This is a genomic window from Actinomadura sp. 7K534 (assembly GCF_004348575.1).
In the GTDB taxonomy this organism is placed as follows: domain Bacteria; phylum Actinomycetota; class Actinomycetes; order Streptosporangiales; family Streptosporangiaceae; genus Spirillospora; species Spirillospora livida.
Genome location: NZ_SMKB01000029.1, coordinates 1 through 22613, shown reverse-complemented (window position 1 = coordinate 22613; position 22613 = coordinate 1). Strand labels below are relative to the sequence as shown.

Sequence of the window (22613 nt, the reverse complement as noted above, 5' to 3'; positions counted from 1 at the left end):
GCCGCCCGGTACGGCCGATCGATGTCGTTCCGTCACCTCCGCGGACCTGGCAGATTGAGGACCGACGGTTTCGTTGCGAAAGGCGGAGGTTCCCGTGAGCTCGCTGGCCGACTTCCAGAACTCGATCTATCTGCAGGGCCTCGGCGACGTGCGCCCCGCGCTGCCGACCGACCTGACGAGGCTGGAGGGGCTCGCCGAGCGGTCGCTGTCGGTGCAGGCGTTCGGGTACGTCGCGGGCTCGGCGGGCACCGGCGCGACCGCGCGGGCCAACCGGGAGGCGTTCGACCGGTGGCGGATCGTGCCGCGGATGCTCAGGGACGTGGCCGAGCGCGACCTGTCGGTGGAGGTGCTCGGGACCGCGATGCCGTCCCCGGTCCTGCTCGCGCCCATCGGCGTCCAGTCGATCCTGCACCCGGACGGTGAGCTGGCCGTCGCGCGGGCGGCGGCGGCCGAGGGGGTGCCGATGGTGCTGAGCACGGCGTCCTCCTACTCCATCGAGGACGTCGCGGAGGCCAACGGCGAAGGGCCTCGCTGGTACCAGCTGTACTGGCCGAAGGACAGGGAGCTCGCCGTCAGTTTCCTGGAGCGGGCCAAGGCGGCGGGGTACACGGCCCTCGTCGTCACTCTGGACACGTTCACGCTGGCCTGGCGGCCGCGTGACCTGGACCAGGCGTACCTGCCGTTCCTGCGCGGCATCGGAGTCGCCAACTACTTCAGCGACCCCGTGTTCCAGAAGGCGATCGGCGGGCCCGTCACCGACGCCAACCGCGACATGGCGCTCCTGCACTGGGTGGCGAACTTCGGCAACCCCAGCCTCACCTGGGACGACCTCATCTTCCTGCGGGACCACTGGGACGGCCCGATCGCGCTCAAGGGCATCCAGCACCCCGATGACGCCCGCCAGGCCGTGGACGCCGGGATGGACGGCGTCATCGTCTCCAACCATGGCGGACGCCAGGTGGACGGTGCGGTCGCGTCCCTGGACGCGCTGGCCACCATCGTCGACGCCGTCCGCGACCAGGCGACCGTGCTCTTCGACAGCGGGATCCGCACGGGCGCGGACGTCGCCAAGGCGCTGGCACTCGGCGCCAAGGCCGTGATGGTCGCGCGTCCGTACGCGTATGGGCTGGCGCTGGGCGGTCAGGCGGGCGTCCAGCACGTTCTGCGCTGCCTCCAGGCCGAACTGGAACTGACCATGGTCCTCGCCGGAATCACCCGACCGAGTGAGTTGTCCCTGGAGACTCTCGTGCGCGCGTGACTGTAGCCGCCCGCTTTCGGGGTAGGGGAGTGCGCATGCGCTGGCCCGATCACGTCATCTGGTGGCATGCCTATCCCCTCGGCTTCGTCGGAGCCGTACCGGGCGAAGACGTACCGGACGAGGCCCAGCCGGAACCTCGGCTCGGGCGGCTGCACGGCTGGCTCGACCATCTGGTGGAGCTCGGCTGCAACGGGCTGGCGCTCGGGCCGGTGTTCGCGTCCGAGACCCATGGCTACGACACCGTCGACCACTACCGCGTCGATCCCCGGCTCGGCGGGGAGGACGACCTGCAACGTCTCATCGACGAGGCGTCGCAGAAGGGCGTTCGCGTCCTGCTCGACGGTGTCTTCAACCATGTCGGGCGGAGCTTCCCGCCCTTCGCCGACGTGGCCGCCAAGGGGGACGAGTCCCCACACCGGAACTGGTTCCACGCAGACCTCCGCACCTTTGAGGGGCACGACCGTCTTGTCACGCTGAACCACACCGAACCCGAGGTCGCGGCATATGTCACCGACGTCATGACCCACTGGCTGGAGCGCGGCATAGACGGCTGGCGCCTCGACGCGGCTTACGCCGTGCCGCCGGAGTTCTGGCGGACGGTCATCGACCGAGTCCGCGCGCGCTTCCCCGAGGCATGGTTCGTGGGCGAGGTCATCCACGGCGACTATGCGAGCCTGGTCGAACAGACCGGATTCGACTCCGTCACTCAGTACGAGCTTTGGAAGGCCATCTGGAGCTCACTGAACGACCGCAACTTCTTCGAACTGGCCCACGCGCTGGGCCGCCACGACGAAATGCTCGGCACGTTCGTCCCGCAGACGTTCCTCGGCAACCACGACGTGACCCGCATAGCCAGTCGCCTGGACGACGAACGCCAACTTGCACACGCGCTCGTCATTCTGCTGACGATCGGCGGCGTCCCGTCCATCTACGCCGGGGACGAGTTCGCATTCGAGGGCGTCAAGGAAGAGCGGGAGGGTGGGGACGACGCCATCCGCCCGACCTTCCCGGCACATCCCGACGAGACCCCTGGGTATGGGCAGACCCACCACAGCCTCCACCAAGAGCTGATCGGACTCAGGCGACGCCATCCGTGGCTCGTCCACGCCCGCACCACAGTGGACACCTTGACCAACACGGCGCTCTCCTACACGGTGGGGCACGGCGACCAGCGGCTCGCGGTCGTCCTGAACCTCGACGACGAGCCCGCCAAGGTGGATCTGCCGGACGCCGACTGGACGTGCGTGGCCGGCCGAGCCGACTTCTCCGAAGCGGGCGTCACCGTCCCTCCGGCCGGCTGGGCCGTCGCCGAACCGTGACATCCGTCATGGGCCGCCCCTGCGATCCTCACGGCCGAGTCCTGATGGCTGTGACTGCACGCCGGCGCCCCGCGCGGCCAGCATGGATGTCATGAAGGCACCCGTGATCGAGGTACGCGACCTGGACCTGAACGAGGCCGTCCGGAACGTCTCGTTCACCGTGGCCGAAGGGGAGGTCTACGCGCTGCTGGGCCGGTACGGCTCGGGCAAGACGACCCTGCTGGAGATCCTCGCCGGGCTCCGCCGCCCGACCGGCGGATCGGTCCGGCTGCGCGGCGCCGACCCCTACACCGACCGGGAGACCGCGCGCGCTGCGGCCGTCTGGCGCGACGGCGGCCTGTTCCCCGGCCTGACCGTCGCCGAGATCGTCGACGCGTGGCGGCGCTGGACGCTCGACCCCCTCACCCGCGACGAGGCGCTGCGGCTGGCCCGCCTCACCGACGTCGCCGGCACCCCGTTCGAGCGGCTCGGCGCGGGCCGGCGGCGCATGCTCGACCTGGCGCTGGCCCTCGTCGGCCGGTCCGACGTGCTGTTCCTCGACGAGCCCACCGCCGGGCTCGACGAGACGGCCGCCCGCGAGGTGTGGTCCGTCCTGCTCATGCTGGCCGCGCACGGGGTCAGCGTCGTGCTCACGACCCGCGACCCGCGGGAGGCGTGCAGGGCCGACCGGGTCGGCGTCCTGGACGAGGGACGCCTGGTCAGCGGCCGCGACGCCACCCGGCTCCGCGCCGCCTGACGGCCGCGAACCGTCCCTTGACAGCCGAATACGCTGGGCGCGTGCAGCCCAGCATCCCGCGCCCCACCGTCATCGCCGCGATCCTCGTGGGGATGACGGCGCTGACGCTGTCCGGGCTCCTGCTGCCCGCGCTCTGGTACGAGGTCTTCGACCGGCGGGACGCGGGGCACCTGCTCCTGGCGCTGACCGGCGTCGGCGCCGTGCTGGCCCTCTACGCGCGGCTCCTGTGGCTGAACCTGATGCGGCGGACCGCGCCGGGGCACCGGTTCGGGCTCGCCGCGATCGCGCTGATCTGCTGGGCGATGCCGCCGCTGCTCGGCACCGGCCAGGGCTGGGGCAACGCGCTGCTCGTCCCGGCCGGGCTGATCGCCGTCGTCCTGCCGGTGCGCGAGGCGATCGCGGCGACGGCCGCGGCCACGGCCCTGACCCCCGTCTACGCGGTGCTCCTCGGGCTGCCCCCGCTGACCGTCCTCTACGAGGTGACGGGCATCCCGCTGGCCGCCTTCTCCGGATACGTCACGGTGTGGCTGTTCCACGTCGTCCAGGAGCTCCGGGAGGCCCGCGCCGAGCTGGCCCGGTCGGCGGTGGGCGAGGAGCGGCTCCGGTTCGCCCGCGACCTGCACGACGTCCTCGGCCACAGCCTCCAGGCGGTCGCGCTGCGCGCCGAGGTCGCCGAGCGGTTCCTGGAACGCGACGACGGGCGCGTCCGCAAGGAGCTGACCGAGATCCAGGCGATGGCGCGGGACGCCGTCCGGGACGTGCGCGAGGTCGTCCGCGGCTACCGGGCCACGAACCTCGGCACCGAGCTGGACGGCATGTCGGCCGTGCTGCGCGCCGCCGGGATGCGCTGCGAGCGCCCCGCGGTGCCGCCGTCGCTGCCCGCCCACGTCCACGAGCCGCTCGGCCGGGTCGCCCGGGAGGCCGCCACGAACGTGCTGCGGCACTCCAGCGCCACCTGGTGCGAGATCACCGTCGCGGCGGACGCGGGCGGTGTCCGCGTGGAGATCGTCAACGACGGCGCCGCCCGCCGCATCTCCGGGGACGCGGGCAGCGGCATCGCCGGGCTCGCCGAGCGGATCACCGCCGCGGGCGGCGCGTTCAGCGCCGGCCCGGGAGGCGACGGGACGTTCCGGGTGACGGCCACCGTCCCGATGGTGCCCGTCCCGGCGGAGGGGGAGGCATGATCCGCGTGCTGCTGGCCGACGACCACCTGCTGATCAGGGAGGCGCTCGTCCTGCTGCTGGAGACCGAGGACGGCATCGAGGTCGTCGCCGACGTCGGCCGCGGCGACGAGGCCGTCGACCGGGCGCTCGCCCTCAAGCCGGACGTGGCCGTCCTCGACATCGACATGCCCGGCCTCGACGGCCTCGCCGCCGCCGAGCGCCTCTCCCGCGACCTGCCCGGCTGCCGCCTGGTGATCGTGACCGCGCACGGCCGCCCCGGCAACCTGCGCCGCGCGATGGCCGCCGGCGTCCGCGGCTTCCTCGGCAAGGACGCGCCCGGTGCGCGGCTCGCCGAGGTCATCCGGCAGGTCGCCGCGGGCACCCGGTACATCGACCCGCAGCTCGCCGCCGACGCCCTCGCCGCCGAGGAGTGCCCGCTCACCCCGCGCGAGCTCGACACGCTCCGCGCCGCCGCCGACGGCGCGCCGGTCTCCCGCATCGCCCGCGGCCTGGGCCTGTCCGAGGGGACCGTCCGCAACTACCTGTCCGCCGCCGTCACCAAACTGGGCGCCGACAACCGGCACGCCGCCGCCCGCACCGCCCGCGAACGCGGCTGGCTGTAGCGGCGCGGACGGCCGGTCTAGCGGCGGGCCAGGACGAGGCAGCCGCGCTTCGTCACGGGGAGGGGCGTGCGGAGGTGGCCCGCCGACTCGGCCGCCTCCACGCGGGACATGCGCCGGGCGACCAGGTAGTCGCGGATCGCGTCGCGGTCGGGGAGCGTCATCAGCGGCGCGTCCCAGCGCTCGACCTCCGCCTCCGCGAAGACCTCGCAGACGCGGTCGGGGGCGTCTTCGGCGTCGAACGGGGTGGGGTCCGGGCTCCACGCGGGCGCGAGTTCCGGGCTGTCGGCCCTGGAGATCGCCGAGGCGAGCAGGATGCCGCCCGGGGCCAGCACGCGGTGCGCCTCGCGAAGCGCGAGCGCGGGGTCGTCCAGGTGGTGGAACACGTTCACGGCGACGACCGCGTCGAACGCCCCGTCCCGGAACGGCAGGCGCCGCGCGTCGGCCTGCACGCACGGTCCGGGATGGGCGCGCAGGAGCACGGCGGACGCGTCCAGGCCCACCAGCGGGAACGGCGGCGCGCCGGAGAACGCGGCGCTGAGGGCGCCCTCGCCGCAGCCCACGTCCAGCACGCGGGACGCGCCCGCGTCCAGCAGCTTCGACGCGACGTGGTCGTGCAGGCTCCGCGCCCCGATCAGGTACTGGCGGGTGACCCTGCTGGCGAGGCGGAAGCGCTCCGGGTCGTCGTCGTAGTCGGGCGTTAGGGCCATGGACTGAGTCTGCCCCGCCGACCGTCCCGAAAAGCTCCGCCGTGCCCCGGGGCCGCCGGTGTCAGCTCTGGGTGCGCGCCGGTACGGCCGGGCGGTCGAGGTCCATGGCGTCGAGGACCGAACCGTCCGCGGCCAGGGCCTCGACGACCGGGCCCCTGCGGGCTCCCCACACGACGGAGACGTGCCCGTGCTCGGGGACGTCCAGCAGCCGCTTGCCGACCCGGATCCGGGTGACCTCCGCCGACGCCCGCAGCCGCGCCTCGTTGACCCACTTCGCGCCCCACGGCAGCAGCCGGTTGGAGTTGCGGACCGTCCGGCCCGACCCGTACTTCACCAGGTGGCGGCCCATCTCGCCGGACGAGCGGCGGGCGAGGGGCTCGTCGGGGGCGGAGCCGCCGGCGCCGCCCAGCTCCCGCCACTCGCCGTCGCGGCGGTGGAACGTCCAGCCCTCGATGAACGCGGGCGCCGAACCGCCCCACTGATGTAGGAACGTTACAACGGCGACGTCGCCGTCCATGTCGAGTCCCAGCGGAAGGAAGTCCCGTCCCTCGTCGAAGGCGGCGGGAGCGGGGACGGGCATGCCGTCCCGGAGGAGTCGCATGCACTCCTCGTGCACCTCGTGGTCGTTCATGCTCGGGACCTCTGGTCGTGCAGGCAGGGCAAGGGGCCCTCCGCGAAGAGGGCCCCACGTTCGATTCACTCTAGAGGTCCGGCTCGCCTGGTTTCACCCGTCGGCGATGATCGGGGTTCGCCCGAGTTCTGTCGTTCTTTCCTGATAGGACTCTGTCCCTACAGGCTCACGAAGGGAACCCATGGGCGTTTACCAGCACCTAGAGGAATACGCCGGACTGCCGGTGGCCAGGTTCAACGACGAGACGGCGGCGGACGACGAACTCCCGGCGTCCGCGGGCGAGGCCGCCTGGTACGTCGGGACGTCCTTCGACAGCGAGGCGTTCGGCGAGACCTTCGCGCGGTTCCGGCAGGTGGTCGACACGACCGAGATCACGGCGCTGATCATCGGCTACTTCGGCGCCTCCTACGACGAGGACGCCGCCGATCCGGCCGCGCTGCTGTCGGAGGCCGCCGCGTCCTTCCCGAAGCTGCGGTCCCTGTTCGTCGGCGACATCACCGGTGAGGAGTCGGAGATCTCCTGGATCGAGTACTCCGACATCTCGCCGCTGTTCACCGCGTTCCCCGACTTGGAGCGGTTCGAGATCCGCGGCGCCCAGGGACTTGTGCTCGAACCGGTCAAGAGCGACACGCTGAAGGTGCTGCGGTTCGAGTCGGGCGGGCTCCCGGCGACGGTGGTCCAGGCGGTGGCGGCCAGTGAGCTGCCGAACCTGGAGCACCTCGACCTGTGGCTCGGGGTGGAGGACTACGGCGGCGACGCGACGGCCGCCGACCTCGCGCCGATCCTGTCCGGGGACCGCCTGCCCGCGCTGCGCCACCTCGGCCTGGAGGACTCCGAAATCCAGGACGAGATCGCGGCGGCGGTCGCGGGCGCGCCGGTGGTGGCGCGGCTGGAGACGCTGAGCCTGGCGATGGGGACGCTCACCGACCGGGGCGCCGAGGCGCTGCTGTCCGGCCAGCCGCTCACCCACCTGCGCGCACTCGACCTGCACCACCATTTCCTGTCCGACGCGATGGTGGAGCGCGTCAAGGGGGCGCTCCCCGGGGTCGCGGTCGACCTGAGCGAGCAGGAGGAGCCGGACGGCGACTGGTTCTACGCCTCGGTGACCGAGTGACGTTCGCGGTGGTCGGCGTGCCGGGCGACCGGCGCGCCGGGCTCTTCGCGGCGGCGTGCCGGTCGGCCGGACTGGCCGGGCCGCGGCTCATCGGCTGGGCGGACGTGCTGCGCGGAGCCGGGATCGTCCTGCGGCCGGGGGAGCTGCTGCGGATCGACTCGCCGGGCGCCGACCCGGCGGCCGACGCGCTCCTGCGCGGCCCCGGGCACCCGGCCCGCGTGGGCGGCGGCGCCCGGTGGCACCGGGCGTTCACGGCGGCGCTGCGGCGGTTGGCGGAGGCCGCCTCCGCCTCCGGCGCACGTGTCGTGGGCGACGTCGAGGAGATCGCGGTCATGTTCGACAAGCGGCTCTCGCACGCGCGGTTGCGGGCGGCCGGCGTCCCCGTCCCGCCCGCGCTTCCGGAGGTGGACGGCTACGCCGCCCTGCGTGCGCGGATGGAGGAGGCGCGGGAACGGCGCGTGTTCGTCAAGCCGGCGCACGGCTCGTCCGCGTCGGGGGTCGTCGCGCTGCAGACCGCGCCGGGCCGGGTGCGGGCCGCCACGTCGGCGGCCTGGACGCCGGACGGCCTGCGCAACTCGCTGCGCGTCCGCACGTACACGACGGAGGAGGAGGTCGCCGCCCTCATCGACGCGCTCGCGCCGGACGGCCTGCACGTGGAGCGGTGGCTGCCCAAGGCCGTGATCGGCGGCCGGGCGTTCGACCTGCGCGTCGTCGTCATCGGCGGCGAACCCACGCACGCCGTCGTCCGGACGAGCCGCCATCCCATGACGAACCTGCATCTGGGCGGCGCCAGGGGAGACCTGGGGGCGGTGCAGCGCGCCCTCGGGGGCGACGGCTGGGAACGGGCCCTGGACGTGTGCGCGCGGGCCGCCGCCTGCTTTCCGGGGAGCGCGATGATCGGCGTCGACCTGCTCGTCGGCACCGGCCTGCGGCGGTTCGAGGTCGGCGAGGTGAACGCGTTCGGTGACCTGCTGCCCGGCGCCACCGGCCTGCCCGGCGGCTCCGCCGAAGGCGTCGACACCTACACTGCCCAGGTCAGGGCGGTCCTCGCCGGGAGCGGCGCGTGCACGACATGAACGAGGTCATCGGCAGCCATGACCTGCTGCTGGTGACGCTCGACACCCTCCGTTACGACGTGGCCGCCGAACTGGCCGAGGCCGGTGAGACGCCCACCCTCACCGGGCTCCTGCCAGGAGGCCAGTGGGAGCGCCGCCACACGCCGGGGAGCTTCACTTACGCCGCGCACACCGCGATGCTGGCCGGGTTCATGCCGACGCCCGCGTCTCCTGGGCCGCACCCACGGCTCTTCGCGGGGGCGTTCCCCGGCAGCGAGACGACCGCTCCCGGCACCTGGACGTTCGACGCCGCCGACCTGCCCTCCGGGCTCGCCGCCACCGGCTACCACACGGTCTGCGTGGGCGGCGTCGGGTTCTTCAACAAGCTGACGCCGCTCGGATCGGCGCTTCCGTCGCTGTTCGCCGAAAGCCACTGGGAACGAGAGTTCGGCGTGACCGATCCGGAGGCGCTGCCCAACCAGATCGACCGCGTCACCGAGATCATGGACCGGCAGCCCAGCGGCCGGCGCCTGTTCCTGCTGCTGAACGTCGCGTCCCTGCACCAGCCCAACTGGTTCTACCTGGAGGGCGCCACGTCCTCGGCGGGGGACACACGCGCCAGCCATGCCGCCGCGCTGCGCCATGTCGACGCCCACATGGGCCGGTTGTTCGCGCTGATGCGCCGCCCCTGCTTCGTCATCGTGTGCTCCGACCATGGCACGGCGTACGGAGAGGACGGCCACACCGGGCACCGCATCGGCCACGAGGTCGTCTGGACCGTTCCGTACGGGGAGTTCATTCTGTCGTGACGCCTTACCAGGGTTACGTGTACGCCTATCCGCACAAGACCGCCTACCGGCCGCTGAGCCCGCAACCCCTGCTGCGGGACGTGTGGGCGGGCGAGCCGCTCGACACGCTCTTCCTCTACCTCCATGTCCCGTTCTGCGAGATGCGGTGCGGCTTCTGCAACCTCTTCACTCGCACCGGCGCCCCCGAAGAGTTGACCGGCGCGTACCTGGAGGCGCTCGATCGGCAGGCCACGGCCGTACTGGACGCGCTGGGCGACGACGCCTCGTTCGCCACTTCGGCGTTCGGCGGCGGCACCCCGACCTACTTCACCGCGTCCGAGCTGGAGCGGCTCTGCGACGTGGCGGGACGGTTCCCGGGCTTCGGTTCGATCCCCCTGGGCGTGGAGACATCACCGGCGACGGCCACCACCGACCGGCTGACGGTCCTCGCCGAACGCGGGACGACGCGGATCTCGATCGGCGTGCAGAGCTTCCTGGACGAGGAGGCACGCGCGGCCGTCCGCCCGCAGAAACGCGCCGAGGTGGAGGCCGCGCTGGACCGAATCCGTGCGGTGGGCTTCCCGACTCTCAACATCGACCTCATCTACGGCATCGACGGCCAGACCCCCGCGACGTGGATGCACTCCCTGAACGCCGCCCTCACGTGGCAACCAGAGGAGATCTACCTCTATCCCCTCTACGTCCGTCCGCTCACCGGGCTGGGGCGCCGAGCCCAAGACTGGGACGACCAGCGCCTCACTCTCTACCGGATCGGCCGTGACCATCTCCTGGCCGAGGGCTACGAGCAGGTGTCGATGCGCATGTTCCGCCTGCCCGGTGACAAGGCCAACGGCACCGAGTACTGCTGCCAGACCGACGGCATGGTCGGCCTGGGGTGCGGGGCCCGTTCTTACACGTCCGCCCTGCACTATTCCTTCGAGTACGCGGTCGGTGCAGGGCAGGTGCGCTCCATCATCGACGACTATGTGCGTGAGGATGACTTCACCACCGCCAGAGTGGGCCTCGAACTGGACGATGACGAACGGCGTCGACGACACCTGGTCCAATCCCTGCTGCAGGCAGCCGGCCTTGACCGGAGCGCCTACCGCGCGCGCTTCGGCACCGATCCATTGGACGACTTCCCCGCCGACCTCAAGTCCTTCGACGACCATGGCTGGCTGGAGACGACCGAGAACGCTCTCCGGTTGACTCCGGAGGGGCTCGCCCACTCCGACGTCGTCGGCCCCGCGCTGTTCTCGTCTCGCGTCCAGGAACTGATGGCCGCCTACGAGGCGCGCTGATGGACCACCAAGCGAAGGACCACCTGACGATCCTCTACCGGGGGCCGCTCGCCAGCTGCGACTACGCCTGCCCCTACTGCCCGTTCGCGAAGCGCCGCGACACACCAGACCAGCTGCGCGCGGACCGGGCGGCCTTGGAACGCTTCACGGAATGGGTCTCCTGCCAAGACCACCCCATCTCCGTCCTGTTCACACCGTGGGGCGAGGGGCTCGTCCGCTCCTGGTACAGGCGCGCCCTCACCGAACTCAGCCACGTCCCCCACGTCGAACGGGTGGCGATCCAGACCAACCTGAGTCACCGCGTGTCATGGACGTCCGACGCCGACCTCAACCGACTGGCCCTGTGGGCGACCTACCACCCCGGTGAGGTGCCCTACGAACGGTTCCTGGGCAAGTGCCGTGAGCTGGCAGAGCGCGGAGTGCGGTACAGCGTCGGGATCGTCGGCGAACCCGACCACCTCGACGCGGCCCGGCGCCTACGCGACGACCTCCCCACCGGGACGTACCTGTGGGTCAACGCCGCCGAAGGACACGTCTACGACGATGCGGAAGCCGCCTCCTGGACGGAGATCGACCCGCTGTTCCCGGTGAGCCGCAACCCGCACCCCAGCCGCGGCCTCGCCTGCCGCACCGGCGAGACCGTCCTGTCCGTGGACGGTGCCGGCACGGTGCGCCGCTGCCATTTCGTCCCGGCCGTCCTGGGCAACCTCTACGACGGCTCGTTCAGGGACGCGCTCATGCCCCGCCCGTGCCCCCTCGGCAAGTGCGATTGCCACATCGGCTATGTCCATCTTGTGCCACTCGGCCTCTACGACACGTTCGCGGGCGGCGTCCTCGAACGCATCCCCGCGCTGCTCGGCCGTCCGTGACGGAGCAGGTCCCCGCGGGCGGCCCGCGATATTCGGCGGGTGCCCGCGGCGGGACCGGAAACGGCGGTGAGTCCAGATCTCCTGCGCGACCGTCTCAAAGGGCGCATGCTTGCATCTAGCCGGTGAACTTAGGCGGTTTCGTGGACCATCGACAGCGCCCCCACTTCGTGCTCGCGCTCGAGCCGGTCGAAGCGGCCGTCCGCGCTGCCCGCGACACCGTGCGCGCTGCCCTGGAGGGCTGGGACCGCCAGGACGTCCACGGAGACCTGGAGCTCATCACCAGCGAACTCGTGACCAACGCGATCCGCCACGCGAACACGGTCACGCTCGTCCTCTACCTGCCGGACGACAAGACCGCCATGGTCGAGGTATGGGACGACAACCCGTACGGCCCGGCCGTGCCCGCCCCCGACCTCCAGGCCGAAGGGGGCCGCGGCCTGATGCTCGTCGGCGCCCTGGCGCGTGCCTGGGGCTGGCGGGCCACGGCCGAAGGGAAGGTCACCTGGGCCCAGACCGTAACCCCCTGAACGGCCGTCCACGCCACGGAAACGACACCGTGCGGCGGCGGTCATGGACGCGGGGGAGCGAGGCGGGCGCCCCTTGACTAGGGAAGTGCGGTCAAGGGGCGCCCGCCCGGCCGTCCGCCGCTGCGGTCAGGTCTGTTTCTCGGGGTGGTAGTCGGCCTCGTCTATACCGAACGTCCAGGCGACGCCCGCGCGCGCTGTGCGGGTGGTCGGCGGGACGCGCAGGTAGTAGGTGCGGTACGTGCCGTCCGGCTCGGGTGTCGAGTTGACCACCTCCACCATGACGACGGGCTCGTCGCCGGGCAGGTCGATCGACCAGAGGACGCCGGTCTCGTCCCGGTGCAGGGGACGCGCACCGGTATCCGCCAGGTAGCGGTCGTAGCCGAAGATCTCCAGCATCACCCGGCGCAGCTCGGCGTTCTCCTCCGCCAGGATGCGGTCGGCCGTCAGCCCGGTCAGCGTGTCCACGAAATCGGGGGGGATCGGCATGCCGCGCCAGGCGTGCAGCGCGAACCCGTCGGGGTAGGCGAGGGCGGGGCCGTCGCCGCGGTGCAGCCGGCCGGGCTCGTCCCGGTACAGCTCACTGGGCCGCTCGGAGAGGATCACGAGCCGCTCGTACGGCCACCACCAGCCGGCGGAACGCGCCACCTCCGCGAGACCCGCGAGCGGGCCGCCGTCCAGCCGCCCGAGCGCCTCGAAGAACGCCAGCCACGGCGCGTCGTGCTGGCCCAGGACCGCGTCGAGCGTCGCGCCCCGCAGCACCGACGTGGCCGCCTGCGCCCGCGCGGAGGGCTCGGCCCGCCCGGCCTCGTCCACCGCGAGGTCGCCGATGGCGCCGCGCACCCGCGTGACGAGCGACTGCACCTGGTCCCACAGGAGACCGCCCGTCTCGGCCCACACCCGCGACCACTGCTCCGGCCCCTGTTCGGAGCAGGCCGCGGTGCGCTCGGCCTCCCACGGGCGCGTCCGCACCTCGTTCCGGACGCAGGCCCCGGCGTCCCCGCGCCGCGCCAGGAGCGCCGCCGCGACGGCGCCGCGCGCTGGAGAGGGCATCCACACGTAACGCTCGGGGGGTTGCAGGCCGGCGGCCGTGTAGGCGGCGGCGACACCGGCCTCGGCCCGGCCGCGGTCGGCGGGGCCGGTGCCGAACGCCGCCGACTGCCAGTCGGCGACCACGAAATGGGATTCCCGCGCTGCCGCGGTGCGCATCCGGACCCTCCTCAGTCGGCCACGACGCGGACCGCGCCGGGGATGTACTCGCGCTGGCGAACCACCCGGTACCAGCCCTTGGGCAGCGAGATCGCCGCGTGCTCCTCGTGGACCAGCCTCCCGCCGGACGGCAGGTGCAGGTGGTCCGGCGCGAGCGGATCGGGGGAGCGCAGCAGCGAGCCGGGCGCGGCCAGCGCGTGCGCGTGGCCCGTCGCCTCGCCGAGCGCGAGGACCATGCGGCCCCGGCCGTCCCGCGGGGCCGGCGGCAGACCGCGCACGGCGTGCGGGACCGCGTCCTCCGGCACGGGCTGAATCAGGATGTCTCCCTGTCGGTACATGCGGCGAACGTAACGTCCGCCACCGACAGAACCGGCGACGGAACCGGGCCGCTAGAAGCCGCGGGTGCGGCGGGCCGCGGGCCGCGCCCAGCGCCCGGACGCGCTCAGCCCGACGTGCTGGAAGGCCCGGACGAGTTCGCCGCCGAGGTTGACGCCGGCGCCCAGCGCGAGGGCCACCGACACCGCGCCGATGAGGCTGAGCACGCCCGTGTCCGGCGAGCCGGTGTTGAGCTCGACCATGCCCCGGTACAGCGACGTCCCGGGGAGGAGGGGGCCGATGGCCGGCACGACGAGCGGCATCACCGGCTGCCCCTGCCTGCGGGCGAGCCAGTTGGCGAGCACCCCGACGATGGTGGCGGCCAGGGCCGCGGCCAGGACGGGGGGAAGGTGCCATCCGCGTGCCAGGACGTACACCACCCAGATCAGGGCGCCGCCCAGGGCCGCGGCGACCAGCACCGCGCGCGGCGCGGCGAGGGAGACCGCGAACGTCAGCGAGATCGAGGCGGCCGCGATGACCGCGACCGGCCGCAGCTGCGCGTGCGCGGTCGGCAGATGGCTGACGTCGATCGGCGCACCGAGGCTCACCGCCAGGTACACGACCGCGCCTAGCCCCGCGACGAGGGCCGCGATGATGAAGAAGACCTCCAGCACCCGTGCCCCGGCGCTGACCAGGTCGCCCGTGATGCCGTCCTGGATGCTGGCGACCAGGGGCCGCCCAGGCAGCAGCGCGAGGATCGCGCCGGTGACGATCGCGGCGGCCTGGCCCGGGTTGCCCACGCTCACCACCAGCGCCGCGGCTCCCGCGCCGATCGCGGCGGCGACCGCCAGCTGGAAGAACTCCGCGATGCCGCGCCGCGCCAGGATGGCGCCGGTGCGCTCGCCCACCAGCGTGGCGCCGAACGCGGTGGTCGCCACGAGCAGCCCGCCGCCGGCCAGCACACTGCCCGACGCGCTGACGAGACCCAGCGACACGACCAGCAGCCAGGCCGGGTACGGAGCCCGGCCCCGTTTGATCTCAGCGAGCCTCCGGTGCGCGTCGTCCAGCTCCAGCATGCCGATGGACGCGTCCTGGACGAGCTTGTGCAGCGCGGTGAGCCGCCAGTAGGCGGGGGTCCGGCGCCGGATGGCCCGCGTCCCGGTCATCGGCGGCGCGCCCTGCCCGGGGTGGGCCGACACCAGGATGCTGGTCAGTGTGACCTGGACCTCGCAGCGGGGCAGTTCGTAGGCGACCGCCAGGCTGAGCATGGCCTCGTTCACACGCTCGGTGGTCTCGCCGCTGGCCAGGAGGAGTTCGCCCACGCGCAGCACGAGGTCGATCGCCCGCGGGTCGACGACCTCGCCGGGCTCCTCCTCGGGCGGCTCCGGCGGGCTCGTGTCCATGAGGACCTGCCATGTCCGCCGCAGCCGCTGCGCCGCGGGCGACCCCCGCAGGCGCTCCGCAGCGTACGGCCCCAGCACGCGATCCGCCGCGCCCATTCCCCCGAGACGTCCTTCCGCAGTGCGAACCGATCTTGGTTGGCAGGCTACCCCCGGCCCGGGGCCCGGACGCCCGGGCACCCCGCCCACGTTTTCCACAGAACGTGATTCTGGTGCGACCTCTTCCGGGCCGCTGGTACCAAGGACGCATGAGCACTCCAGACGGACTCCGGGACGAGGCCGAACGCTGCCTGCGCGCCCTCGCGGGCGAGCACGCGCGGCTTCGCGACGACCAGTGGACGGCGATCAGCGCCCTCGTCGTCGAGCGGCGCCGGGCCCTGGTCGTCCAGCGCACGGGCTGGGGCAAGTCCGCCGTGTACTTCGTGGCCACCCGGCTGCTCCGCGAGCGCGGCGCGGGCCCCACCGTGATCGTCTCGCCGCTGCTGGCGCTGATGCGCAACCAGATCGAGGCCGCGGTCCGCGCCGGGATCAACGCCCGCACGATCAACTCGTCCAACACGGGCGACTGGGAGCAGGTCTTCGCCGAGGTCGAGGCCGGCGAGGTCGACGTCCTGCTCGTCAGCCCCGAGCGGCTCAACAACCCCGACTTCCGCGACCTCGTCCTGCCGAAGCTCGCCGCCGGTGCCGGGCTGGTCGTCGTCGACGAGGCGCACTGCATCTCCGACTGGGGGCACGACTTCCGGCCCGACTACCGCCGGCTGCGCACCCTGCTGGCCGAGCTGCCGCCCGGCATCCCGGTGCTCGCCACCACCGCGACCGCCAACGCCCGCGTCACCCAGGACGTCGCCGAGCAGCTCGCCGGCGACGACGCCCTCGTCCTGCGCGGAGCGCTCGAACGCGACTCGCTCCACCTCGCCGTCGTCAGCCTGCCCACCGCGGAGCAGCGCATCGCCTGGCTCGGCGAGCACCTCGCCGACCTCCCGGGCTCGGGGATCATCTACACGCTCACCGTCGCCGCCGCCCACGAGATCACCGGCTACCTGCGCGACCGCGGCTACGAGGTGGCCGCCTACTCCGGCCAGACCGAGCAGGCGGAGCGGCTCCAGGCCGAGCAGGACCTGCAGGAGAACAAGCTCAAGGCCCTCGTCGCCACCAGCGCCCTCGGCATGGGCTACGACAAGCCCGACCTCGGGTTCATCGTGCACGTGGGCGCCCCGCAGTCCCCGGTCGCCTACTACCAGCAGATCGGGCGCGCCGGCCGCGGCGTCGACCGCGCCGAGGTCATCCTCCTCCCCGGCCGGGAGGACCGCGACATCTGGGCCTACTTCGCCAGCCTCGCGTTCCCGCCCGAACCCGTCGTCCGCGACACCCTCAACGTCCTGGAGGCGGCCGGGCGCCCGCTGTCCACCGGCGCCCTCGAACCGCAGGTCGACCTCAACCGGGCGCGCCTCGAGATGATGCTCAAGGTCCTCGACGTGGACGGCGCGGTCCGCCGCGTGAAGGGCGGCTGGACGTCCACGGGCGAGCCCTGGGCCTACGACCGCGAACGCTACGAGCGGGTCACCGCCGCGCGCCGCCGCGAGCAGCAGGCCATGCTCGACTACATCTCGACCCCAACCTGCCGGGAGGAGTACCTTCGCCGCCAGCTGGACGACCCCGCCGCCGCCCCCTGCGGCCGCTGCGACAACTGCACGGGCCGCCACTGGCCGGCCGACGTCACCCCCGAAGGCGCCACCCAGGCCCGCGACCGCCTCCACCGCCCCGGCGTGGACGTGCCGCCCCGCCGCATGTGGCCAACCGGCGTCAAGGACGACCTGGGCGTCTCCGGCCGCATCAAACTCCAGGCCGAGACGGGCCGCGCCCTGGGCCGCCTCACCGACATCGGCTGGGGCAACCGCCTCCGCGACCTGTTCGCCGGCGGCGACACCGACGTCCCCGACGACCTGGTGAACGCGGTCGTCAAGGTGCTCGCCGCCTGGGACTGGCCGGCCCGCCCGACCGGTGTCGTCACCATCGGTTCCCGCTCCCGCCCGCGCCTGGTCGGCACGTTCGGCCACCGGATCGCCGAGATCGGCCGCCTGCCCTACCTGGGCGGCCTGACCCCGCTCGGCGACCCGATCCCGCGCCGCCACAACAGCGCCCAGCGCCTCCGCTCCGTCTGGCACTCCCTGGCCGTCCCCACCGACCTGTCCGAGGCCCTGGCGGCCACACCGGGCCCCATCCTCCTGGTGGACGACCGCATAGAAACCGGCTGGACGATGACCGTGGCCACCCACCTACTGAAGGAATCCGGCGCCGCCCAGATCCTCCCCCTCACCCTCGCCACCCCAAACTGACCCAAGCCGACGCCAGAGCCGGGCTCGGGTGGTCATCGCCGCCCGCGCGCCCCCGTGGGCGCGGGCGGGACGATCGGGCCGGTCCGTGCGCGCGGCCCCGCGCACGGACCGGCGTCCGGCCCCGGCGCCGCGGCGGAGAAGGGCCGCGGCGAACGGGAGTCGTGGGCGCCGGGGCGGCGGCCCCGGCGGCCGGCACCGCCGGGGCGCGCCCGGGAGCGCCGCCGTCCTGGATGGGACGGATGACGGCGGCGGGGAGTGGCATGCCCAGGGAAAGTGTTCTAGAGGTTAGAAAACCCTGTCCAGTTGATTGCAAGAACATCTTGAGATAAGTTCAGCGGGAAATGTCATCATTTCCCGCCCAGCTGGCCAATCGGCCATTTCGGCGGGGTCAACGGAACAGGTAGTAATGTCGCTGCCCGTGTCACCGACCTACGACGTGCTCCTCGAATGCCCGTCCGGGCTGCTGGACATGACGTTCGACCAGCTGCGGACGCTCCTGGTCGTGCACGAGACGGGGTCCGCGCTGCGGGCCGCCCGCGTCCTCGGCCGCGAGCAGTCCAGCGTCCAGAAGCAGCTGGACACGCTCAACCGCAACAGCCAGACGCTCTGCGGCGAGGTCCTGACCGTCAGGCAGGGCCGCGGCAAGGATTTCCTGTTCACCCCGACCGGCGAGACCACCGTCGAACTGGCGCGGACGACGTTCGGGAAATGGCTGGAGTCCATTCACTGGAGCCGGCGCCGCCTCGGCAGGATGCTCACCGTCGGCACGACCGAGTTCACGCTCCCGATCGTCTCCCGGGCCTGGAACCGCGTGTCGGAGGAGTTCCGGCAGCGCGAGGTCGAGTTCAAGGTCGCCCACGTCCGCACGAAGGACCTCTGGTCGCGGCTGGAGACCCGCCAGGTCGACCTCATCTGCGGCAGCATCGTCAGCACGCCGGAGGGGGATCAGCGCTTCCGGGAGTACGAGGTCGTCGAGTACGCCCGGGGGCAGGCGCTGCTGCTCACCAACCTGCCGGTGTCCGAGCTGCCGGACGCGCCGGTCGAGACGAGCCGGCTCCCCGGCGTCCCGCTCGTGGTGCCGCCCGCGGGCCTCGTCGCCGACCTGCTCGCCACCTGGTACGGGCAGAACTTCCGCGAGCGCCTCACCGTCGTCGCCGACATCGACGACGTGCACTACGGCCTGTCCCTGCTGCGCTCCGGCTTCGTCCGCGGCTGCATGATCGTCACCGGCTCGATCGGCCGCGGCATGGCCGCCCAGGACGACCCGGACACCGTCCCGCTCCGCGCCATCAGGCTGCGCGACGACCTGGAGCCGAAGGCCGAGCTCATGACCGGCGCCTTCGTCCGCCGCGCCGACCTCGAACGCTACGACGCGGGCCACCCGCTGAACCGCCTCTGGGCGGCCGTGAAGGAGGACGTCCGCACCTACACTCCCGTCGCCTGACCGCGACCAGGTCGACCAGGTCGATGAGGCCGGCGACGGAGTCGACGCCGTGACTGCCGCCGTGCGGGCGGAGACGCGAACCATGCCGGGGGGTGAGCCCGCGGTCCGCCGCGGCGATCCCCGTTGAGGCAGGAAGTCGCGGATGCGGCGTTCCGGACGGGGCGCCATCGGCCGGATCCCCAGCCCGCGCGTCGGGCTGGGGAGCGCGTCAGTTGATCTGGTTGTCGACCACGTCGAGGGTCGGGCGGGCGCCCAGGTGCTTCATGGCCTGGGCGCTGAGCCGGCAGCCGGCGGTCAGCGCGTCGGCGGGCTGCTTGCCGTCCAGCCACGGCGGGAGGAAGCCCGCGACGAAGGCGTCACCGGCGCCGGTGCCGTCGACGATCTTGTCGATGGGCTCGGCGCCGACGGTGACGGGCTCGGGGCGGCCGTTGGTGTACCAGAGCGCGCCGTCCTCGCCGGTCTTGATGACGACCTGCGGGTACCAGGCGGTCAGCACCTTGGCGGCTTGCTCGGGGTTGTCGCGGCCGGTGAGGATCTCGGCCTCCTTGGCGTTGACGACCAGGAGGCGGGCGCCCTGCGTCCACTCCAGGAAGGGCTCGGCGCCCATCCGCTTGAGCGGGGAGGAGGAGCCGCCGTCCACCGAGACCGACATCTGCGCTTTGCGAGCCAGGTCCAGGGTGTGGATGGCGGCCTTCCGGGAGCCCTCGTTGATCAGGGAGTAGCCGGAGAGGTGCAGGTGGGTGCCCTGCGTGAAGAGGTCCTTGCAGCGCTCGATGTCCTCGGGGAGGAGCGCGCCGTTGGCGCCGGGGTCGGAGAGCATCGTCCGGTCGCCTTTGTGGGTGACCATCACCACACAGGTCCCGGTGGGGCGCTCCCCGTCCATGACGAGGCGGGCGTCGACGCCGTACCCCATCAGTTCCATGTCCCGGTTACGTCCGGCGATATCCGATCCGCGGCGGCCGACGAAGGCGACGTCGATCCCCTCCACGGCGAGCCATGCCGCCACGTTGGCGCCCGAGCCGCCCCCGTGGGTCGTCACGGCGGCGGGCGTGTCGCTCCCCTTTGCCAAGGGGAACGCGGCACGCGCCACGGTGTCTGTCATCAGATCGCCGACCACGACCACGCGCGTCATGGAGTCATCACCTCGATCAACACGGCCCGCGCGAGCGGCAATTCAGGGCGTGTGGACGACCGTAACAGCTTCGGGGCCCCGATTAGGTCTCGAACGCGCAGCGAAAGCCAGGAAGGACGGGATTTTCGTGGCGCGGGCATCCGGGCGCCCGTGCCTTACCCTCGGGTACGTGACCGAGGGCTATCCGGATCATTGGGAGGCCGACGTCGTCCTGAGCGACGGCGGGACGGCTCATCTGCGTCCCATCCGGCCCGGCGACGGCGAGATCCTGCGCGAGTTCCACGGGCGGCTGTCCCCGGAGTCGATCTACTACCGGTTCTTCTCGCCGCGGCCCCACCTGTCGGACCGCGACGTCGAGCACTTCACGACCGTCGACCACGACCTGCGGGCCGCGCTGATCGCCACGATCGGCGAGGAGATGGTGGCGGTCGTCCGCTACGACCGGCTCGCCGACCGGCCGGAGACGGCCGAGGTCGCGTTCCTCGTGGAGGACGCGCACCAGGGCCGCGGGCTCGGGCCGGTGCTGCTGGAGCACATCGCGGCGGCGGCGCGGGAACGGGGCCTGCGCCGGTTCGTGGCGAGCGTCCTGCCCGAGAACCGGCGGATGACGCGGGTGTTCCGGGAGGCCGGGTACCGGGCGGAGCAGCGGTTCGAGGAGGGCGTGATCGAGCTCGTCCTCGACCTGGAGCCGACCGAGACGTCGCTGGAGGTCATGACGGCCCGCGAGCACCGGGCCGAGTCGCGGTCGATCCAGCGGCTGCTGTTCCCGCGGTCGGTGGCGGTGATCGGCGCGAGCCGGGCCGAGCACAGCGTCGGCCAGACAGTGCTGCGCAACCTGCTGGCCGGCGACTTCACCGGGCCCGTGTACCCCGTGCACCCGACGGCGGTGGCCGTGGCGGGGGTGCGGGCCTACGCGTCCGTCCTGGAGATCCCGGACGACGTGGACCTCGCGGTCGTCGCCGTTCGGGCCGACGCCGTCCACGAGGTCGTGCAGCAGTGCGCGAGCAAGGGCGTGCGGGGCCTGATCGTCGTGTCGTCCGGTTTCGGGGAGATCGGCGAGGAGGGACGCGCCAGGCAGGAGGAGCTGGTCCGGCTGGCGAGGGCCTACGGCATGCGCGTCGTCGGGCCTAACTGCCTGGGCATCGCCAACACCGACTCAGAGGTGCGGCTCAACGCGACCCTGGCGCCGACTATGCCGGGACGGGGGCCGGTCGGCTTCTTCTCCCAGTCCGGTGCGCTCGGCATCGCCATCCTGCAGCGGACGGCGGAGCGCGGCCTCGGCCTGTCCACGTTCGTCTCCGCCGGGAACCGGGGGGACGTCTCGGGCAACGACCTCCTGCAGTACTGGGAGGAGGACCCGGCGACCAAGGCCGTCCTGCTGTACCTGGAGTCGCTGGGCAACCCGCGCAAGTTCGCGCGGCTGGCGCGCAGGCTCGGCCGCCGCAAGCCGATCGTGGCCGTCAAGAGCGGCCGCAGCACGCAGGGCGTCCCGATCGGGCACGCGGCGCGCGCGCTGACCCTGCCCGACCACGCGGTCAGCGCGCTGTTCGAGCAGGCGGGCGTGATCCGCGTGGAGGACCTCTCGGAGCTGTTCGACGTGGCGCAGCTGCTCGCCTACCAGCCGCTCCCGGCCGGCGACCGCGTCGCGATCATCGACAACTCGAACTCGCTGGGGCTGCTGGCGCAGGACGAGGCGGTCGCGCTCGGCCTGGACGTCCGCCCCCGCATCGACCTCGGCCCGCGGGCGGACGCCGACGACTACGAGGCGGCCCTCGCCGCGGCGCTGGCCGACGACACCGTCGACGCGGTGGTGGCGCTGTTCACGCCCCCGACGATCGGCGGGTTCGACATCCGCGTCCCCGAGAAGATCCTCCGGCTCGCCGCGGAGGCGGAGAAGCCGATCGCGGCGACGTACCTGGGCACCGAGGGAATGCCCGCCGACCTGCGCGTGGTCGGCCCGGACGGGATGGCCGCCGAGGGCTCGGTGCCGTCCTATCCCTCGCCGGAGGACGCCGTCCGGGCGATGGCGTACGTGATCCGCTACGCGCAGTGGCGCAAGCGCCCCGCGGGCACCACGCCGAACTTCGAGGACGTCGACCGCGACCGGGCGCGGACGCTGGTCGCCGACCGGCTCGCCGCCGGGGGCGGCGGCCCGGTGGAGCTCGCGCCGAAGGAGGCGGCGGAGCTGCTGTCCTGCTACGGCATCGAGCTCGGCGACGAGTCGCCGCCAGGGGACGCGCACGCGGTGCCGACCCGCATCGTGATCAGGGAGGACCCCTCGTTCGGCGCGCTGGTCTCCTTCGGCATCGCAGACGAGACCGCCGCCCTGCTGGACGACCGCGCCTACCGGCTGTCACCGCTCGCGGACGTGGACGCGGCGGAGATGATTCGCGCCATCCGGACGGCGCCGCTCCTGCTCGGCCACCGCGGCGCGAAGCGGGTGAACCTGAAGGCCCTGGAGGAGCTGCTGCTGCGCGCGTCCCGCCTCGGCTACGACCTGCCCGAGGTGGCGAGGCTGGAGCTCAACCCGGTGATGGCGGACGCGTCCGGCGTCACCGTGCGCGAGGTCGCGCTGACCCTGGACCGGCCGCTCGGGCCGCGTCCGGAACTGCAGCCGCGCCGCCTGACCTGATCGCTGTCACCCGTCACCCGTCACCCGTCACGTGTCACCCGGCGCCCGGGGGCGTCG

General features: G+C 72.8%; 20 protein-coding genes. 14 read left to right on the top strand and 6 right to left on the bottom strand.

Going from position 1 to position 22613, the window contains the following annotated elements; genetic code table 11:
* Window positions 1-94: 94 nt before the first annotated feature.
* From E1266_RS09045 to E1266_RS09025, 5 genes are all read left to right on the top strand, one after another.
* Window positions 95-1258 carry a lactate 2-monooxygenase gene (locus E1266_RS09045; RefSeq protein WP_132045721.1) on the top strand — a complete coding sequence of 388 codons (1164 nt, stop codon included), beginning with the start codon at window positions 95-97 and terminating at the stop codon, window positions 1256-1258.
* A gap of 35 nt (window positions 1259-1293) precedes the next feature.
* A complete protein-coding gene (locus E1266_RS09040; RefSeq protein ID WP_132045719.1) occupies window positions 1294-2577 on the top strand; it encodes an alpha-amylase family glycosyl hydrolase in 1284 nt (427 codons plus the stop codon).
* Between the two features lie 91 nt (window positions 2578-2668).
* A complete protein-coding gene (locus E1266_RS09035; RefSeq protein ID WP_132045717.1) occupies window positions 2669-3313 on the top strand; it encodes an ABC transporter ATP-binding protein in 645 nt (214 codons plus the stop codon).
* A 41-nt stretch (window positions 3314-3354) separates the two neighbouring features.
* Entirely contained in the window at window positions 3355-4497 is a 1143-nt protein-coding gene (locus E1266_RS09030) for a histidine kinase (protein ID WP_132045715.1), read from the top strand.
* Complete coding sequence (locus E1266_RS09025) at window positions 4494-5099, top strand: response regulator transcription factor (RefSeq protein WP_132045714.1); 606 nt, start codon at window positions 4494-4496, stop codon at window positions 5097-5099. Before E1266_RS09030 ends, E1266_RS09025 begins: the two co-directional genes overlap by 4 nt.
* A gap of 17 nt (window positions 5100-5116) precedes the next feature.
* Here E1266_RS09025 and E1266_RS09020 read toward each other — a convergent pair whose 3' ends face one another.
* The gene (locus E1266_RS09020) at window positions 5117-5806 is read right to left on the bottom strand and encodes a class I SAM-dependent methyltransferase (RefSeq protein WP_132045712.1); all 690 of its coding nucleotides are present in this window, start codon (window positions 5804-5806) and stop codon (window positions 5117-5119) included.
* A 61-nt stretch (window positions 5807-5867) separates the two neighbouring features.
* Window positions 5868-6437 (bottom strand): hypothetical protein, encoded by a 570-nt coding sequence (locus E1266_RS09015; protein WP_132045710.1) that lies wholly within the window; start codon window positions 6435-6437, stop codon window positions 5868-5870.
* 181 nt (window positions 6438-6618) lie between these two features.
* Here E1266_RS09015 and E1266_RS09010 point away from each other — a divergent pair, with 181 nt between their 5' ends.
* From E1266_RS09010 to E1266_RS08985, 6 genes are all read left to right on the top strand, one after another.
* Window positions 6619-7551, top strand: a complete 933-nt coding sequence (locus E1266_RS09010) for an STM4015 family protein (protein WP_132045708.1) — start codon at window positions 6619-6621, stop codon at window positions 7549-7551.
* Window positions 7548-8627 (top strand): STM4014 family protein, encoded by a 1080-nt coding sequence (locus tag E1266_RS09005; protein WP_132045706.1) that lies wholly within the window; start codon window positions 7548-7550, stop codon window positions 8625-8627. Before E1266_RS09010 ends, E1266_RS09005 begins: the two co-directional genes overlap by 4 nt.
* A complete protein-coding gene (locus E1266_RS09000; protein ID WP_132045774.1) occupies window positions 8624-9415 on the top strand; it encodes an STM4013/SEN3800 family hydrolase in 792 nt (263 codons plus the stop codon). Before E1266_RS09005 ends, E1266_RS09000 begins: the two co-directional genes overlap by 4 nt.
* A complete protein-coding gene (locus E1266_RS08995) occupies window positions 9412-10695 on the top strand; it encodes an STM4012 family radical SAM protein (protein WP_243718315.1) in 1284 nt (427 codons plus the stop codon). The genes E1266_RS09000 and E1266_RS08995 overlap by 4 nt, the downstream gene beginning before the upstream one ends.
* Window positions 10695-11564: an STM4011 family radical SAM protein gene (locus E1266_RS08990; protein ID WP_132045704.1), complete on the top strand. Its 870-nt coding sequence runs from the start codon at window positions 10695-10697 to the stop codon at window positions 11562-11564. Before E1266_RS08995 ends, E1266_RS08990 begins: the two co-directional genes overlap by 1 nt.
* A 140-nt stretch (window positions 11565-11704) precedes the next feature.
* A complete protein-coding gene (locus E1266_RS08985; protein WP_165965994.1) occupies window positions 11705-12091 on the top strand; it encodes an ATP-binding protein in 387 nt (128 codons plus the stop codon).
* Between the two features lie 126 nt (window positions 12092-12217).
* Here the strand turns inward: E1266_RS08985 and E1266_RS08980 are convergent, their stop codons facing one another.
* Genes E1266_RS08980 through E1266_RS08970 form a run of 3 tightly spaced genes read right to left on the bottom strand, consistent with a single transcriptional unit; the run spans window position 12218 to window position 15111 of the window.
* The gene (locus E1266_RS08980; protein ID WP_132045700.1) at window positions 12218-13297 is read right to left on the bottom strand and encodes a DUF6745 domain-containing protein; all 1080 of its coding nucleotides are present in this window, start codon (window positions 13295-13297) and stop codon (window positions 12218-12220) included.
* 11 nt (window positions 13298-13308) lie between these two features.
* Complete coding sequence (locus E1266_RS08975; RefSeq protein ID WP_132045698.1) at window positions 13309-13635, bottom strand: hypothetical protein; 327 nt, start codon at window positions 13633-13635, stop codon at window positions 13309-13311.
* 51 nt (window positions 13636-13686) lie between these two features.
* Window positions 13687-15111 (bottom strand): threonine/serine exporter family protein, encoded by a 1425-nt coding sequence (locus E1266_RS08970; protein WP_243718314.1) that lies wholly within the window; start codon window positions 15109-15111, stop codon window positions 13687-13689.
* A 149-nt stretch (window positions 15112-15260) separates the two neighbouring features.
* Between E1266_RS08970 and E1266_RS08965 the strand changes: the two genes are divergently transcribed.
* Both E1266_RS08965 and E1266_RS08960 read left to right on the top strand, forming a co-directional pair.
* A complete protein-coding gene (locus E1266_RS08965; protein ID WP_132045696.1) occupies window positions 15261-17348 on the top strand; it encodes a RecQ family ATP-dependent DNA helicase in 2088 nt (695 codons plus the stop codon).
* 418 nt (window positions 17349-17766) lie between these two features.
* Window positions 17767-18792, top strand: coding sequence for a LysR family transcriptional regulator (locus E1266_RS08960; RefSeq protein WP_243718313.1), 1026 nt, complete (start codon window positions 17767-17769; stop codon window positions 18790-18792).
* A gap of 208 nt (window positions 18793-19000) precedes the next feature.
* Here the strand turns inward: E1266_RS08960 and E1266_RS08955 are convergent, their stop codons facing one another.
* Window positions 19001-19924 carry a sugar kinase gene (locus E1266_RS08955; RefSeq protein WP_132045694.1) on the bottom strand — a complete coding sequence of 308 codons (924 nt, stop codon included), beginning with the start codon at window positions 19922-19924 and terminating at the stop codon, window positions 19001-19003.
* A gap of 169 nt (window positions 19925-20093) precedes the next feature.
* Here E1266_RS08955 and E1266_RS08950 point away from each other — a divergent pair, with 169 nt between their 5' ends.
* On the top strand, window positions 20094-22556 hold the full coding sequence (locus E1266_RS08950) for a GNAT family N-acetyltransferase (RefSeq protein WP_132045692.1): 2463 nt from the start codon (window positions 20094-20096) through the stop codon (window positions 22554-22556).
* Window positions 22557-22613: the final 57 nt, after the last annotated feature.

Excerpts from the sequence above, each read along its gene's own strand:
- E1266_RS09000 (WP_132045774.1), top strand. The coding sequence starts at position 8,624 with ATGAACGAGGTCATCGGCAGCCATGACCTGCTGCTGGTGACGCTCGAC.
- E1266_RS09020 (WP_132045712.1), bottom strand. The coding sequence starts at position 5,806 with ATGGCCCTAACGCCCGACTACGACGACGACCCGGAGCGCTTCCGCCTC.
- E1266_RS08965 (WP_132045696.1), top strand. The coding sequence starts at position 15,261 with ATGAGCACTCCAGACGGACTCCGGGACGAGGCCGAACGCTGCCTGCGC.
- E1266_RS09010 (WP_132045708.1), top strand. The coding sequence starts at position 6,619 with ATGGGCGTTTACCAGCACCTAGAGGAATACGCCGGACTGCCGGTGGCC.
- E1266_RS09025 (WP_132045714.1), top strand. The coding sequence starts at position 4,494 with ATGATCCGCGTGCTGCTGGCCGACGACCACCTGCTGATCAGGGAGGCG.
- E1266_RS08980 (WP_132045700.1), bottom strand. The coding sequence starts at position 13,297 with ATGCGCACCGCGGCAGCGCGGGAATCCCATTTCGTGGTCGCCGACTGG.
- E1266_RS08970 (WP_243718314.1), bottom strand. The coding sequence starts at position 15,111 with ATGGGCGCGGCGGATCGCGTGCTGGGGCCGTACGCTGCGGAGCGCCTG.
- E1266_RS09035 (WP_132045717.1), top strand. The coding sequence starts at position 2,669 with ATGAAGGCACCCGTGATCGAGGTACGCGACCTGGACCTGAACGAGGCC.
- E1266_RS08990 (WP_132045704.1), top strand. The coding sequence starts at position 10,695 with ATGGACCACCAAGCGAAGGACCACCTGACGATCCTCTACCGGGGGCCG.
- E1266_RS09040 (WP_132045719.1), top strand. The coding sequence starts at position 1,294 with ATGCGCTGGCCCGATCACGTCATCTGGTGGCATGCCTATCCCCTCGGC.
- E1266_RS09015 (WP_132045710.1), bottom strand. The coding sequence starts at position 6,437 with ATGAACGACCACGAGGTGCACGAGGAGTGCATGCGACTCCTCCGGGAC.
- E1266_RS08955 (WP_132045694.1), bottom strand. The coding sequence starts at position 19,924 with ATGACGCGCGTGGTCGTGGTCGGCGATCTGATGACAGACACCGTGGCG.
- E1266_RS08975 (WP_132045698.1), bottom strand. The coding sequence starts at position 13,635 with ATGTACCGACAGGGAGACATCCTGATTCAGCCCGTGCCGGAGGACGCG.